17 protein-coding genes are annotated in these 14,919 nt (G+C 39.0%); 2 read left to right on the forward strand and 15 right to left on the reverse strand.

Annotated features, from left to right (window positions below; all coding sequences use genetic code 11):
- Positions 1-27 precede the first annotated feature (27 nt).
- The 6 genes from MF646_RS07380 to MF646_RS07405 all read right to left on the reverse strand — a co-directional run bounded on the left by MF646_RS07380 (position 28) and on the right by MF646_RS07405 (position 4,916).
- Entirely contained in the window at positions 28-378 is a 351-nt protein-coding gene (locus MF646_RS07380; protein ID WP_250095851.1) for a LapA family protein, read from the reverse strand.
- Entirely contained in the window at positions 375-1,298 is a 924-nt protein-coding gene (locus tag MF646_RS07385; protein ID WP_250095852.1) for a cation diffusion facilitator family transporter, read from the reverse strand. Before MF646_RS07385 ends, MF646_RS07380 begins: the two co-directional genes overlap by 4 nt.
- 201 nt (positions 1,299-1,499) lie before the next feature.
- The gene (gene secF, locus MF646_RS07390; RefSeq protein ID WP_250095853.1) at positions 1,500-2,441 is read right to left on the reverse strand and encodes a protein translocase subunit SecF; all 942 of its coding nucleotides are present in this window, start codon (positions 2,439-2,441) and stop codon (positions 1,500-1,502) included.
- Entirely contained in the window at positions 2,431-3,735 is a 1,305-nt protein-coding gene (gene secD / locus MF646_RS07395) for a protein translocase subunit SecD (RefSeq protein ID WP_250095854.1), read from the reverse strand. The genes secF and secD overlap by 11 nt, the downstream gene beginning before the upstream one ends.
- A gap of 341 nt (positions 3,736-4,076) precedes the next feature.
- Positions 4,077-4,367 carry a post-transcriptional regulator gene (locus MF646_RS07400; RefSeq protein ID WP_250095855.1) on the reverse strand — a complete coding sequence of 97 codons (291 nt, stop codon included), beginning with the start codon at positions 4,365-4,367 and terminating at the stop codon, positions 4,077-4,079.
- Between the two features lie 15 nt (positions 4,368-4,382).
- The gene (locus MF646_RS07405) at positions 4,383-4,916 is read right to left on the reverse strand and encodes a COG2426 family protein (RefSeq protein WP_250095856.1); all 534 of its coding nucleotides are present in this window, start codon (positions 4,914-4,916) and stop codon (positions 4,383-4,385) included.
- Between the two features lie 74 nt (positions 4,917-4,990).
- Between MF646_RS07405 and spoVB the strand changes: the two genes are divergently transcribed.
- The gene (gene spoVB / locus MF646_RS07410; RefSeq protein WP_250095857.1) at positions 4,991-6,565 is read left to right on the forward strand and encodes a stage V sporulation protein B; all 1,575 of its coding nucleotides are present in this window, start codon (positions 4,991-4,993) and stop codon (positions 6,563-6,565) included.
- Positions 6,566-6,797: 232 nt separating this feature from the next.
- Here spoVB and MF646_RS07415 read toward each other — a convergent pair whose 3' ends face one another.
- Positions 6,798-7,457 carry a DUF421 domain-containing protein gene (locus tag MF646_RS07415; RefSeq protein WP_250095858.1) on the reverse strand — a complete coding sequence of 220 codons (660 nt, stop codon included), beginning with the start codon at positions 7,455-7,457 and terminating at the stop codon, positions 6,798-6,800.
- Between the two features lie 86 nt (positions 7,458-7,543).
- Positions 7,544-8,833 carry an ArsB/NhaD family transporter gene (locus tag MF646_RS07420; RefSeq protein WP_250095859.1) on the reverse strand — a complete coding sequence of 430 codons (1,290 nt, stop codon included), beginning with the start codon at positions 8,831-8,833 and terminating at the stop codon, positions 7,544-7,546.
- Positions 8,834-8,992: 159 nt separating this feature from the next.
- On the opposite strand from MF646_RS07420, the gene MF646_RS07425 reads away from it, so the two are divergent.
- Entirely contained in the window at positions 8,993-9,370 is a 378-nt protein-coding gene (locus tag MF646_RS07425; RefSeq protein WP_250095860.1) for a TIGR04086 family membrane protein, read from the forward strand.
- 62 nt (positions 9,371-9,432) lie between these two features.
- Here the strand turns inward: MF646_RS07425 and yajC are convergent, their stop codons facing one another.
- From yajC to MF646_RS07460, 7 genes are all read right to left on the reverse strand, one after another.
- Positions 9,433-9,696 (reverse strand): preprotein translocase subunit YajC, encoded by a 264-nt coding sequence (gene yajC, locus MF646_RS07430; RefSeq protein WP_250095861.1) that lies wholly within the window; start codon positions 9,694-9,696, stop codon positions 9,433-9,435.
- A gap of 126 nt (positions 9,697-9,822) precedes the next feature.
- Positions 9,823-10,962 carry a tRNA guanosine(34) transglycosylase Tgt gene (gene tgt / locus MF646_RS07435; protein WP_250095862.1) on the reverse strand — a complete coding sequence of 380 codons (1,140 nt, stop codon included), beginning with the start codon at positions 10,960-10,962 and terminating at the stop codon, positions 9,823-9,825.
- Between the two features lie 17 nt (positions 10,963-10,979).
- Entirely contained in the window at positions 10,980-12,005 is a 1,026-nt protein-coding gene (queA, locus tag MF646_RS07440) for a tRNA preQ1(34) S-adenosylmethionine ribosyltransferase-isomerase QueA (RefSeq protein WP_250095863.1), read from the reverse strand.
- A gap of 83 nt (positions 12,006-12,088) precedes the next feature.
- Positions 12,089-12,307 (reverse strand): DUF2905 domain-containing protein, encoded by a 219-nt coding sequence (locus tag MF646_RS07445; protein WP_250095864.1) that lies wholly within the window; start codon positions 12,305-12,307, stop codon positions 12,089-12,091.
- Complete coding sequence (gene ruvB, locus MF646_RS07450) at positions 12,304-13,305, reverse strand: Holliday junction branch migration DNA helicase RuvB (protein WP_250095865.1); 1,002 nt, start codon at positions 13,303-13,305, stop codon at positions 12,304-12,306. Before ruvB ends, MF646_RS07445 begins: the two co-directional genes overlap by 4 nt.
- 18 nt (positions 13,306-13,323) lie before the next feature.
- A complete protein-coding gene (gene ruvA, locus MF646_RS07455; RefSeq protein WP_250095866.1) occupies positions 13,324-13,935 on the reverse strand; it encodes a Holliday junction branch migration protein RuvA in 612 nt (203 codons plus the stop codon).
- A gap of 349 nt (positions 13,936-14,284) precedes the next feature.
- Positions 14,285-14,857 (reverse strand): intercompartmental signaling factor BofC, encoded by a 573-nt coding sequence (locus tag MF646_RS07460; RefSeq protein ID WP_250095867.1) that lies wholly within the window; start codon positions 14,855-14,857, stop codon positions 14,285-14,287.
- Between the last annotated feature and the right edge of the window lie 62 nt (positions 14,858-14,919).

Below are 14,919 nucleotides of genomic sequence, written 5' to 3' on the forward strand. Positions count from 1 at the left end.
ACAGGAGCATTCAAGGGGTTACAACGTTCAATCACTCTTTTCCTTAGACTGGTATATTTCCTTTTGACGATTCTGATTGCCGCTTTGGTCAGAAGGGTTTCTTTTCCCTTTTTTAACTAGTTCTGCATCTGAATTACTACTTTCTTGGTTATGTTTCAACCGTTTAATTTCAGCTTGTAATTGATAGATCCTTACCATTCCAACTGCACCAACAATGATAGCACCCATTAAAACAGACCCTAAAATAACTAAGATAAGTGGCCACTCAGCTGTTCCAAACATATAGTTGACTCGTACTGAATCAACATTGATAACAGCAAAGATAGCAATAATAACAGCTGCTATTATTCCGAGTATTAGACTCCACTGTCCCCTCATTCATCCAACTCCTCTCCCTCTTTTTTTCTTTCTCTGTAAGGGTTAATATGGACAAGAACATCATGAACGTTCTTCTCTTCTAAGAGGCGCTCTTTTACTCGCTTTCCAATCGTATGCCCTTCTTCAACTGAAATAGATGGGTTAACAGCCACCTTAATATCGATGATAACGTAATGTCCATGTTCCCGAGCTAAAAATTCATCAATATTTAAAACACCTTCCACACTTGCTGCAGCCTTTCTCATGTCAACCGTATCTTCTTCATGCAAGACATGATCAAGCGCATTATGAATTGACTGTTTCCCAAGTGTCCAAGCCATTTTCCCAATTAAAACAGCTACAAATGCACTCGCTACGGAATCCCCGTACACTAGCCAAGGTATATTTAAATGCCCGCCAAGAATGGCTGCACCTATCCCGATTAATGCCGCAAACGAAGAGAACACATCCGAACGATGATGCCACGCATCGGTCATTAACGCCTCACTTTTATACTTCTTACCCAATTGGTACTTATACCGAAACATAAGTTCTTTCACAACAATGGAAAAAATAACAGCATATATCGCTATGACCCCCGGAACTTCAACGGGTTCAAAAAACGATTGAAATGCACCAAGTGCTATTTCAAAGCCCACAATAAAAAGCAATACTGCTACAATGATAGCTGCAACCGACTCCGCTTTACCATGTCCATACGGATGATCACGATCTGGTGGCAATTTTGCAGCACGAACGCCTATTAAAACAACGACTGAACCGACAACATCCGAAGCTGAGTGAACTGCGTCTGCGACTAATGCACGACTATTTGCCATAATACCAACGACTGCCTTAATAATCGCTAAGACAATATTGCCAATTATTCCAACCCACGCTGCAAACCTAACTTTTCGATAACGTATATCTGCTTCGGACACATCAACACCCACTTTATCTTGTTCATATTTCAAACAGTATGTTCGAAAAACCTGTACTTATTTTACCATCAATAGGTAGCATCATTCACCTTTAAGAGAATTGACAATCATTTTGCGAAAAAATGGTGTCTTAAAGGCCAGAAAGAGGGCACTGAAAAAGAATGGTCTTTCCTTTTCAGTGCCCTTAAAGCAATCTATGATTTATACTGTTGGCTCTCCCTCAGGCTGTTGCTTGTGAGAATCGAACTTTTTCTTTTTTAATTGCTTCGCCTTCCAAATCAGCCATAACTGTGAGGCAAGGAACATCGAAGAGTATGTTCCGGCTACAAGTCCTATAAGCAAAGCAAAAGCAAAGGAGCGGATAGCCTCCCCACCAAAAATAAAAATCGCCGTAGCTGCAAATACGACAGTTAATACCGTATTAATCGAACGTGCTAATGTCTGAACTAAACTTTTGTTCACAATTGAAGCTAAATCCTCAAAGTCTTTCACTCGCTTAGCAAGCTTCGTGTTCTCTCTAATACGGTCAAACGTTACAATCGTATCATTAATTGAATAACCAACGATCGTTAATACAGCTGCAATAAACGGAACATTTACTTCAATTTGTAACAAACTAAACACCGCAATAATAAAAAATGCATCATGTAGTAATGCCACAATTGCTGCAATTCCATATAGCAATTCAAATCGAATGGTTACATAAATAATAATCCCAACTGAGGCAATCAAAACAGATATTAATGCATTACGCGCAAGTTCTGCACCAATGATTGGATCAACAGTACTAACACTCGGCTCATGTCCGTAAGCATTGGCAAAATACGCTTGAATTTCATTTATTTCTTCAGGAGACAAAACACCGATAAACCCAACACTTGCCATTTCATTTTGATCCCCGCCAAGCTGAACATCATCTGGTATAAACCCAATTTGTGCAAACTCCTCCATGACCTCTTCTTGCGTTATCGGCTCTGTCGATAACAAGTCAACTCGTGAGCCACTTTCAAAATCAATTCCTAAATTCAGCCCTAGTGTAAGCAGCAAAACAATACCAAGTAACGTAAATAATCCTGAAAAGGCGAAAAACTTTTTTCGATGCTTAACGAAGTCTATCTCACGATTTTGGAAATTAAAGCTCACTAATTTCACCTTCCTTCACACCGAACAAACGAGGTTTCTTATTAAGCGCTCGACTGTTTACCCATAAACCAAGAAGAAGTCTTGACCCATACACAGCCGTAATAAAGCTCGTTAAAATACTGACAATCAACATAACAGCGAAACCTTGTACAGAGCTTGTCCCATATGAGAATAGTACAGCAGCTGCTAAGATTGTTGTAATGTTGGCATCTAGAATCGTTGAAAGCGATCTTCGACTTCCTGCCCTAAAGGCCGACATGATCGATTTACCAGACCTGATCTCTTCTTTAATTCGTTCATAGGTAATGATATTTGCATCTACTGCCATCCCTACCCCGAGAATTAATGCAGCGATCCCAGGCAATGTTAAAACTGCATTCATCCAATTAAACACAAGCAACACAAGGTAAATATAGGTGCTGAGTGTGACAACAGCGATGATTCCCATGAACCTGTAATAAAACAACATATAGGCGAAGATAAGCGCGACTCCAATAAACCCAGCATACACCGTTTTTTGCATCGCTTGCTCCCCTAACGATGCACCTACAGAGTTAGAGTACATTTCTTCAAGCTGGACTGGAAGGGCTCCTGCATTTAATACTTCTGCCAAAAATTGTGTTTCTTCAAGTGTAAAACTTCCACTGATAGTCGCTGTATTCGAATATATAATTTCTCGAACTGTAGCTGCAGAAAGATACTTCGGATCCTCTTTTAAAGCTTCTTCGGCGTAAGAATCTATACCCTCTTCAAAATCAAGCCACATTACGAGTAAATTTTCCGCTGGTGGCCTTGATAGCATCTCCCTAGAGATTTGCTCCATTTGACGAGCATCATCTAAAGTCAAAGTCACAATTGGATCATTAGTATCAGGATGAAATGAAGAGCTGGCCCCATTCTGGCGCAAATCGGCTCCATCTACTAATACCTCATCATGTACATCACGTATCGTTAAACTTGCTTCCGTTGCGAGTAATTCTCTTGCTGTAGCTTGGTCGGCTACTCCTGCAAGTTGAACTCGAATACGATCGTCTCCTTCTATTCGAATATTCGGTTCAGAAACCCCTAGTACATTAACTCGTTGATTTAAAGCACTGACCGTTGCACGCAATGCTTCATTATCAATAACGTCACCCTCGTGAGCCGGTTTTACTTCATAAAGTATTTCAAACCCACCTTGGAGGTCAAGACCTAGCTTAATTTCCTTCGCTATCCCCATCACAGTCGTACTAATCAAACCTGCGAGAATTGCGACAATAAGGAAAAAAGCGAAAATCCTTCCTTTTTTCACCATACTGCTTTTCTGCCTCCTTCATGAAACAGACTACTTGTCCATCTCAACCTTTCATAGACACAATAGTCCCATTATAGCTTTTATAGAAAATCTCTGTCAATTTATGCTATGTATACTACAAATAACTGAAAACACACCTCGTTAAAATGCGATCTCAAAAGCCCATCAATAGAGATGATAAAACAGCTCCGTTCGACACTTGCCACGAGTGTGTAACCTACTCCTCTCAAGGCTTATATATGTACAGACTCCGCACATGCTTCGGGTTTATCCCAAATGGTCCAAATGAGACCTATTGGGATAAACCATTATCTATGACTCGCGCTTGAACCTTTACCAATTTAAATACTTTCCCCTTCGGCAGCTTCCATTTCTCTAAACCAATCGGTAGGATCTTTGTATGCATTGACCGTTAGCCACGTCATATACGTTTGTGGCTTTAGTGTAAGTAGTTCACTAACAAAACTATTAATGTGAATAAATTCTTTCTTCTTTCTTAACTGATAGAGGACACATTCCCATACATCGTCTTTCGTAGCTCGATCATAGCCAAGAAAATGAAATTCATCGACCTTACTTACTAAAGCTGGCTCAACATCACTACGCCATACTTCAAATTGTTGTTTCTCCATTAATTCTCTCCCCCTTTAAAAGACTGAATACATAATACTTGCTATTCCAAATCCAGCGATAACGACTCCTGTAGCTATAGCAAAAAAAGCAAACCGGAATGGAATGAAAAATAGGATGGCTGCAAGACTAGCTGAATACGCACCTGTAGTAGGTAATGGTACAGCCGTAAACAAAATGAGACCAATAGCCCCAAACTTCTCTACTTTGTCGCTTTTTTTCATTGTTCTGTTGTAAAGCCAATCATAAAACTTCTTATACGCTTTGAATCTAAGAAACCACTTACTTACCGGCTGAAATAATAGCAAGATTGGTATGATCGGTAACAAGTTTCCACCAATTCCATAGAATAAAGCCTCCCAATACGATAAACCAAGCTGGTGTGCTACGGGTATTCCCCCTCGCAGCTCTAAAATAGGCAATGCAGAAATTAACACAACAATTAATTCAGGGGGTAAAAAACCAAAATGATCAAAAACAAACTGTTCAATTGCCTCTTTCACTATATCCGTCCTCTCTAACGTTGTATTAATAAAATAACTACTTGTCATGCTTGCCCCACTACTAAGCATATAAATAATAACGCGAAATATCCATCATTTTTTTATGAAGGTAGGGACTATTCATGACGAAGCAAACATTTCTTAAAGGAGCATTGATTTTAATCATCGCCGGTCTTATTACAAGATTCCTAGGCTTTGTGAATAAAATTGTCGTTGCAAGAATTATGGGGGCTGAGGGAGTAGGCCTTTATCAGATGGCAGTCCCTACATTGCTGTTAGTCATCACTTTAACTCAATTAGGACTGCCCGTTGCCATTTCAAAACTAGTTGCAGAAGCCGAGGCTAAACAAGATAGGCAAAGAATAAGAAAGATCTTGGTAGTCTCCCTGACCATTACATCAATACTTAGCATTATTTTTACCATTGCAATGATTGCTTTTGCCCCATTTGTAGCAAACACCTTACTAACTGATGCAAGAGCCTATTATCCTTTAATTGCCATTGCACCAATCGTCCCTATTGTAGCACTTTCTTCAGTCATGCGTGGCTACTTTCAAGGTCGTCAAAATATGAAACCTACTGCCTATTCTCAAGTCATTGAACAAGTAGTTAGAATTACGCTAGTTGCCGTAATGACAAGTGCATTCTTACCAATGGGTGTAGAATATGCAGCAGCTGGTGCCATGGCCTCCGTTGTAATTGGGGAACTCGCTTCCTTAATTTACATGATTTTTATGTTCAAGAGGAACAAGCGATTTCATGTTCGACGGAACTTCTTCACTTATGCAAAAGAGGGGAAACAAACATTTAGAGATTTAATGGCTATTTCATTGCCGGCAACTGGAAGTCGCCTAATTGGTTCCATTTCTTTATTTTTTGAACCTATTATTGTCGCCCAAAGCTTGGCATTGGCTGGAGTCGCTACAGTAATGGCCACAAGGCAGTACGGGGAACTCGCTGGATTTGTCATTCCAGTACTCATGCTGCCAACATTTATTACGTATTCCCTCTCTGTTTCTTTAGTACCAGCTATAAGTGAAGCAGCAGCGAAAAAGCATTACAAAACAATTCATCACAGGTTAAACCAAGCATTACGCCTTGCACTCTTATCAGGAGGCATTTCTGCTGTTGTTTTATACGTTTATGCCGAACCAATTATGAGCTTAATGTATGGGGCCCCAACAGTCGCTACGTATTTAAAATTAATGGCTCCTTTTAGTATCTTTTTATATTTCCAAGGACCTCTTCAAGCTACTTTACAGGCATTAGACCTAGCTAAAGCTGCGATGATGAATAGTTTGTTTGGAGCCGTCATTAAAATGGCTGCTATCTTTGTTCTTGCATCAAGGCCGGAATTAGGAATCATGGGTGCGGCCCTTGCTGTTGTCATCGGATTCGTTTTAGTCACTTTGTTACACTTTGCATCAGTAGCCAAAACAATAAGTTTTACAATTGAAACTAAAATGGTTGTTAAATCGATTATTCTTATTGTTGCTTCTACGTGTATAGGATTTCTTTTTTCTAAGTATGCATTTACTTCTTTATCTCAGCTTTGGCAGACATTGCTCGCAATAAGCCTTACTAGTGTAATCTACTGCATGTTCATGGTTCTTCTTGGGTTAATTAAAGAGGAGGAAGCTTTACGAGTTCCCATCATAGGTAAAAAGCTAGCCTCAATCATTCAAAGAACACAATAAGGGGGGCTCAAAAGGTCTGTATTTTGACCTTTTGAGCCCCCCCTGAAGCAATGAGCTAAGCCGTTGTAATCTTTTCAAGCCTGCATGTTCATAGATGCAAACTTGCTTTGCGCCTATGAACATACAGGCGCGCACCGAGCTTGCCATTGCAAATTTTTAAAAAGGCCCGTTTTTTGACCTTTTTGAAGCTAAAAAACCAAGCTAAATCCTTTTCTATAGGACCATTGCTTGGTTATTTTTCATCTTTTACATCAACAAAAAATGTGTCACGATCTTTTAACGCGCAATAGGATATTTTTTTAATATCACGATACCCTAGCTTCCTCATTTGCTGCCGTAACCATAATTGCGTCTGATTAATTTGTTCTAAATGTTCATTCTGTATCTTCCCATCTAAAATAAGCGGCAATGGCAGCCTTGGAGCATATCCATCAGCTGGGTCTTCCTGCTTTTCAATCACAGACAGCTTCCCTGATGGTTCTAAAATAGCAAATTCAACATCAGATAATTTACTAATTTTATTTTGCCTTAGTTGTACTAAAAGGTCATCAAAGTTATACCTTTGCTTTCTCATTTCCCCTTCATCTATTTTTCCTTCATTAATTAGAACAGAAGGCTTACCATCAATTAATTTACGTAAATCATTGTTTTTCAGCGAAACAAGGGCCAAGATAATTTGAATCGTGGAAAGAATAACAATGGGGATAATGGAATACATCATTGGTACTTCTATATTTTCTATCGATACAACAGCTAACTCTGCTATCATTATTGATACAACAAAATCCAAAACAGATAACTGTCCAATCTCACGTTTCCCCATAAACCGAAGCACAAAGAGAATAATGAAGTAGATGAATATTGTACGCAGCATGATTGTCATATAATCCATCAGATATCCTCCCTTGCGTTCTAACATATCTAAAGCTTAGTATGACCAAGGGAGGAAAGACACATGATTTGTAGCTTTTGGTATTTCTACATGAAGTTAACGAGGTATCTGAAGTAGAGATAAACGGTTGAAATAATAAACGAGATTATGGCTATTGGTAATCCCACTTTTAAGAATTCTAAATAACTGAACGGATGTTTCGCTTTTGCCGCCATACCAGCAACGATCACGTTGGCTGTGGCGCCGATAATCGTTGCGTTCCCGCCTAAACATGCACCTAAAGCAAGGGCCCACCATAAAGGATCTAAATTGTTCATACCATATTCTTGAAACTCAAGAATGACAGGAATCATCGCAGCAACAAAAGGGATATTATCAACAAATCCAGATAAAATCCCTGAGCCCCAGAGGATAAATAGAGCGGTCTTAGGCAGGTCACCTTCCGTATAGTAAATAATTGATTTTGCAATTTCATCAATAATTCCTACTTCCTTTAAACCACCAACAAGCATAAACAATCCTATAAAGAAAAAGAGCGTTACCCACTCCACTGAACGAAAGACTTCTTCCATATCTTGCTCTTCATGCGTAATTAACATTAACAAAAGGGCTCCAACCATTGCAATGCTTGTTAACTCAACATGAATAAAAGGCTGAAAAATAAAGGCTATTGTAGTTAATGTTAATACGGAGACCGATTTCATAAGAAGCTTCCGATCCTTAATGTATGTAGTTGGGTTAATCGCGTATAATTTCGCTTGATCCTCTTTTGTAACAACTAATTGCTTACGATATAGTAAAACTAGACCTCCCATAACGATTATAAAAATAATGAGAACGACTGGGCTTAAATGAATTAGAAAGTCATTAAATGTTAAATGATCAACTGCCTGCCCAATCATCAGGTTTGGAGGATCTCCAATTAATGTTGCCGTCCCTCCAATGTTTGATGCCATAACCAATGACAATAGAAAGGGGACTGCGGGAAGCTTTAATAATGAAGTTAATGTAAATATTATTGGAACAATTAATAAAACGGTTGTCACATTATTTAAAAAAGCCGACCCAAATGCAGTTAAAGATGAGATTACAATAAGCAGTGGAACCGGCCGACCATCTACCCACTTAGCTAAAGACACTGCTACATACTCAAAAAAGCCACTCTGACTTGTTATGGATACTAAGATCATCATTGCCAACAGAAGCGTAATCGTATGCCAATCTATATGGTGCAAAAATGCAGCATTTATTTCATACACACCAAATACAAGCATGAGTACACCACCGAAGCAGGCAATGACAGCTCGATTTAGTTTTTCTGTGATAATGAAGAAGTAACTGCAAAGAAAAATAATTAAAGCTAAGGTTACCCCCATGATTGTACTCCTCTCCCTCGCATTTCTACCATCCTATGACAAGCCCACAAAAAACATGTCCTTTTTCTAAGACAAGCAAATTTTGCGTCTATTCTATACAAGCCTGAATAAGCTGTATTAAACAGTAGTTGTATTTCATCATTGAAAGGAGAGTTTCCATTGACGTATCGAGGTTTTTTTCCAGCAATTTTGTTCGGGCTGTCAACTATTTTGGTCATTGCTTTATCATTTAGTTTGGTTGTCTCAATTGTGTTATCTTTTACATCTCTTACTGAACATTCAGTTCAGTGGTTAATCACAGGGGTTGCATTTGTTACTATGTTTTTAGGAGGGACAATCTCAGGGGCGAAAGCAAAAGAAAAAGGCTGGATTGCGGGCGCATGTACAGCTCTTTTATTTTCCTTGTTAACTTTCTTCATTCAATATTTAGGCTACAATAACACCTTTACAAGTGAACAGTACATGTACCATGCTGGTTATATATTAGCAGCAGCTATCGGAGGAATTATAGGTGTCAATTTAAGCAGTCACAAATAACCAAACTATTTTAAAAAAAGAAAGCGCAGCGATCTAATCGCTGCGCTTTCTTATGTACTATATCAATCTGGGTTAACGACTTCACGAATAGCTGCACGGTCGAACGTAAGCTTACGATTATCATTAACAAGAATAACGATCGTGTCTTCATCAACAGCATCAATTGTTCCATGAAGGCCTCCGATTGTGATAATTTTATCACCACGTTGAAGTGCACTATGCATTTCACGAATAGCCTTTTGCTTCTTTTGCTGAGGACGAATTAGTAAGAAGTAAAAAATCGCAAACATTAAAATTAGTGGAAGTAAAGTTCCAAATAGTTCCATCTGTTTTCCCCCCTTTCATTAATAAACGCCTTACTTACCAGAACGAGTAAAGCAAACCAAATAGCGGGTGGCTATACTCTGCTTCGAGACGCACGGAAAGAAAAGATCATCCTATAGAATGAATCCCTAGAAATTCTTTGCATTTGGCTTATTAAAACCATATTGTTCAAAGAATTCTTCTCTAAAATCAAGTAAACGATCTTCTCTAATGGCCTGTCTAACCTGCTCCATTAAGTTTAACAGGAAATATAGATTATGGTAAGAGGTCAATCTAAATCCAAATGTTTCTTCACACTTGATTAAATGTCTTATATAGGCTCTTGTGTAATTCTTGCAGACATGACAGTCACAATTCTCATCTAAAGGTCTAAAATCACGGGCATATTTAGCATTACGAACAACCAACCTACCTGTACTTGTCATAAGTGTTCCATTACGGGCAATTCTCGTTGGCAATACACAGTCAAACATATCAATGCCGCGAATCGCTCCATCGATTAATGAATCAGCTGATCCTACTCCCATTAAATAACGAGGTTTGTTTTCAGGTAAATTGGGAGTTGTAAACTCTAGTACTCGATTCATCACATCCTTAGGCTCACCAACAGATAATCCCCCAATTGCATACCCAGGAAAGTCTAGAGAAATGAGATCTTCTGCACTTTGCCTGCGTAAATCTTCATATTCTCCTCCTTGTACAATCCCAAACAAGCCTTGATCATTTGGACGTTTATGTGCTGTTAAACATCTTTCCGCCCAACGGCTTGTCCGCTCTACTGATTTTTTCATGTAATCAAATTCAGCTGGATATGGAGGACACTCATCAAATGCCATCATTATATCTGATCCAAGGGCATTTTGTATTTCCATAGCTCCTTCAGGACTTAAAAATAACTTGTCTCCATTTAAATGATTACGGAAATGGACACCTTCTTCTTCTATCTTACGCAGATCACTTAAGCTAAAGACCTGAAATCCACCAGAATCAGTTAAAATTGGACGATCCCAATTCATAAATTTATGGAGACCACCTGCTTCTTTAATTATATCATGACCAGGTCTTAACCATAAGTGATAAGTATTGCTCAAAATAATTTGTGCGTTCATATCGTATAAGTCTTCAGGACTCATCGTCTTTACTGTTGCCAATGTTCCAACCGGCATAAATATTGGTGTTTCAAAAGTACCATGTGGTGTATGAACCCGACCTAGACGAGCCCCAGATTGCTTACACGTTTTTATATGTTCATACGTAATTGCAGCCATCCATCTTCCTCCTTTTACTATCTAATCAACATTGCATCCCCAAAGCTAAAAAAGCGATATTTTTCTTTCACTGCATGCTTATATGCATTTAGAACATAGTCCTTGCTCGCAAACGCACTTACTAGCATTACCAAGGTCGACTTTGGTAAATGAAAATTTGTTAACAATCCATCAAAACCACGTACTTCATAGCCCGGGTAAATGAAGATCGATGTCCACCCTGATGCTTCTTGAAACTGTCCATGATCCTTCATAATCGTCTCAAGTGTTCTAGCTGACGTTGTACCAACAGCAAAAATCCGTCCACCATTTTCTCTAACTGTTTGAAGTAATCTAGCTGTACCAGCGCTCATCTGATAAAATTCTGCATGCATTTCATGTTCTTCAATATTTTCAACACTAACTGGCCTAAATGTTCCTAGACCTACATGCAATGTGATATATGCAATGTGAACGCCCTTTTTCTCGATAGATGTTAATAATTCTTTTGTAAAATGCAATCCTGCAGTTGGAGCTGCTGCGGATCCTCGATTCTTTGCAAAAACAGTCTGATACCGTTCTTGATCGGGCAATGTTTCTTTGATATACGGAGGTAGAGGCATTTCACCTAATTCATCCAACACTTCATGAAAAATACCTTTGTAGTTCATTTTCATTATCCGTCCACCGTGCTCAGCTTCACCCGTGCAAGTTGCAGTTAATTGGCCGTCACCAAATACAACTTCTGTTCCTGCTTTCACACGCTTAGCAGGCTTCACAAGTGTCTCCCACTGGTCATCTTCTAACTGTTTTAATAACAGGATCTCAATACTTGCTCCTGTATCTTTTTTAAGACCATAAAGCCTTGCAGGCAAAACACGGGTATCATTTAATACTAGACAATCGCCCTCATTTAATTCATCAATAATTGATATAAAATTTCGATCTTTTGTTTCGCCTGTCTTACGATCTAGGACAAGCAAACGAGACGCCGTCCTATCGAGAAGCGGCGTCTGAGCAATTAATTCATCTGGCAATTCAAAATCAAATTCTTCTACATTCATGTTAACATTCACCTTTTTTTAAAATATCCGTTCATTTTTATACATCTTTGTTATCATACCCAAACTCTTAAGTCGATGCAACTTTAACGAAAACGACCAATAATAAAGAAAAGCAGTGATAGAACAACACTTATTACAATACTCGTCATTATAGGAAAGTAGAAGGTTGAGTTTTCACGTTTAATTAAAATATCTCCTGGTAGCTTACCTATTGGAATAAATCGACCGATTAACATCCATACCCCACCAATTACAATACATAAAATACCGATCGTAATTAATACTTTCGGAAATGTATTCATTGTTTTGGAACCTCCAAATTAAAGTGTTCATAACAAGCTGGACTTACAATCCTTCCACGAGGTGTCCGCTGGATAAAGCCAATCTGCAACAAATAAGGCTCATACACATCTTCAATTGTGTCAGGCTCTTCCCCGATGGTTGCCGATATCGTTTCGAGTCCAACTGGACCTCCACGGAATTTTTCAATCATTCCATATAATAATTTATGGTCAATATGATCAAGTCCTAATCGGTCAACTTGCAATTGTTCAAGGGAATCTTGAGCAAGTTCAAGAGTGATCGTTCCGTCCCCTTTCACTTGTGCAAAATCACGAACACGGCGCAGAAGTCTGTTGGCAATCCGAGGTGTCCCTCTTGAGCGTCGAGCAATTTCAACAGCTGCTTCTTCATCTATATCTGTATCAAAAATCTCGGCTGTACGACGAACAATGATGGAAAGTTCTTGCTCTGTATAATATTCAAGACGCGCAAGTACACCAAACCGATCACGCAGAGGAGCTGAGAGCATTCCTGCGCGTGTAGTCGCACCAACAAGAGTAAATGGGGGCAAGTCTAAACGCACGGAGCGTGCAGTTGGCCCTTTCCCAATGACAATATCTAAACAAAAGTCTTCCATTGCAGGGTAGAGAACTTCTTCGACCATACGGTTTAGTCTGTGTATCTCGTCAATAAATAAAACATCCCCTGGCTCAAGAGCAGTTAAAATTGCCGCTAAATCACCAGGCCTTTCAATAGCAGGTCCTGAAGTTGTTCTCATTTGAACACCCATCTCCGTTGCTATTATTCCAGATAACGTTGTTTTCCCTAGTCCAGGCGGGCCGTATAAAAGAACATGATCCAGGCACTCTTCTCGCATTTTGGCTGCTTCCATAAACACCTGAAGATTCTTTTTAACCTTTTCCTGTCCAATATATTGCTGGAGTTTATGTGGTCGAATTTGCTGATCAAGTGAATCTTCCATACCTTGTTCTTCCGCCGATACCATTCGTTCATCCATTCCCATCATCCCCGTTTATTACCCATTTAATAATAACTGAAGTGCTTTTTTAATATACGCATCGGTAGTCAAATCTTCTTTTTCCAAGTGCGGGCGCACCTTTTTCAGTTCTCTCTCTACGTACCCAAGAGCTCGCAAGGCTTCTAAAGCTTCTTCCAATAACGGATTTTCCGTTTTTAAACTTTTAGGTGTAGCAGTCATTCCGCTTTGTTTAAATAAATTCGGAGCAAAATCATCAAGCTTTCCTTTTAGATCTAGTATAATTTGTCTTGCGGTCTTCTTCCCAACACCAGGAAATTTAACGAGGAAAGATTCATCCTCTTCCTCAATCGCATGAACAACATGCCCTGGTTCTCCCGTTGCCAAAATAGCTAATGCACCTTTTGGACCAATTCCTGAAACATTTAGAAGTTTCTCGAACAACGCTCGTTCTTCCTTTGTCTCAAAGCCGTATAAACGAATTACATCTTCCCTTACATATTGGTATGTAAACACTTGAACGGTATGCTCCATTTTACTTTGAAATCGATAAGGGTTCGGACAATATATTTGATAACCTAACCCATGATGATCCACAACAATATATTGAGTTTCAATATCCACTAACTTTCCAACTACATATTCAATCAATTTATATCCCTCTCCATACGAACATTTATTTCTATTTTAGCATAGAGTTCCACCAAAAAGATCGCTTTTCACCTTTTTGGTGGAACTCTATGCGCTGCGCGGAGCCGCCGTTTTGTTTTAAGCCTTTTGAGCGATCTTCGCAGGAAGGCGCACGGCGTGTGGAGCCAGCGCCTCATGTTCGCTCATTCTTCAAAAGAACTCTATCCCCCTTTTACCTTTTTAGGTTAACTCGTAGCGTTACGCGGAGCCGAATGCAAATTTGTTCTCCGTCCAATAATCTGTACCTTTTCCCTGTTATAACCACGTCAAAAACAAAAGGTGATTTCTATAACGAAACCACCCAATTAACTTACATTTGTGCTGATTTATATTGTCCAAAAACTTGCAGCACTTCCTCATAATGTTTAAGGTCCTGAACAGGTATACCTTTTCTCAGTTCGGAATGTTGTCGACTCTTTAGTTTAGCTGTATCCAATTGGAAGAAGGATTGAATAACTCTTTCTTCATTTGGCTGCCCTTCATAAATGGAAAGAATGCCATCTTCTGTTATTCCAAAATATCCATTTACCTTCAAGAGCGGTGAAATATCATTAACTTCCTTCCTAAAAATCATCTCATTTTCACTTTGGTCAACCAAGTTCCAGTCTTCATAATAAGCCCAAAAATCTTCCATCGACCAAATTGTTTCTTGAATTCGTTCTTCACTCTTCTCACCATCAAGGTAAACACGTTCTAATATCACGTTGATTGTTTGAGGTCCCATTACTTCGTAAGCTTCCGATTCTGCTTGTTTCTGGCTATTTGATTTCTTTTGGCTGCCTTCTATTACTGTCGTATTCCACAACATAAAACCCATAACAATTAATGTCAAACTTAAAAGCAAAGAAAAGATATGTTTTCGCTGAGTTCGTTGTAATTTCATCAGCTCTCACCACCATAATAAAAATAAAAACTTCCATCTAGGCTAATGTTGCCCATAAATGG

Source organism: Halalkalibacter alkaliphilus (genome assembly GCF_023555415.1).
Lineage (GTDB): Bacteria > Bacillota > Bacilli > Bacillales > Bacillaceae_D > Halalkalibacter > Halalkalibacter alkaliphilus.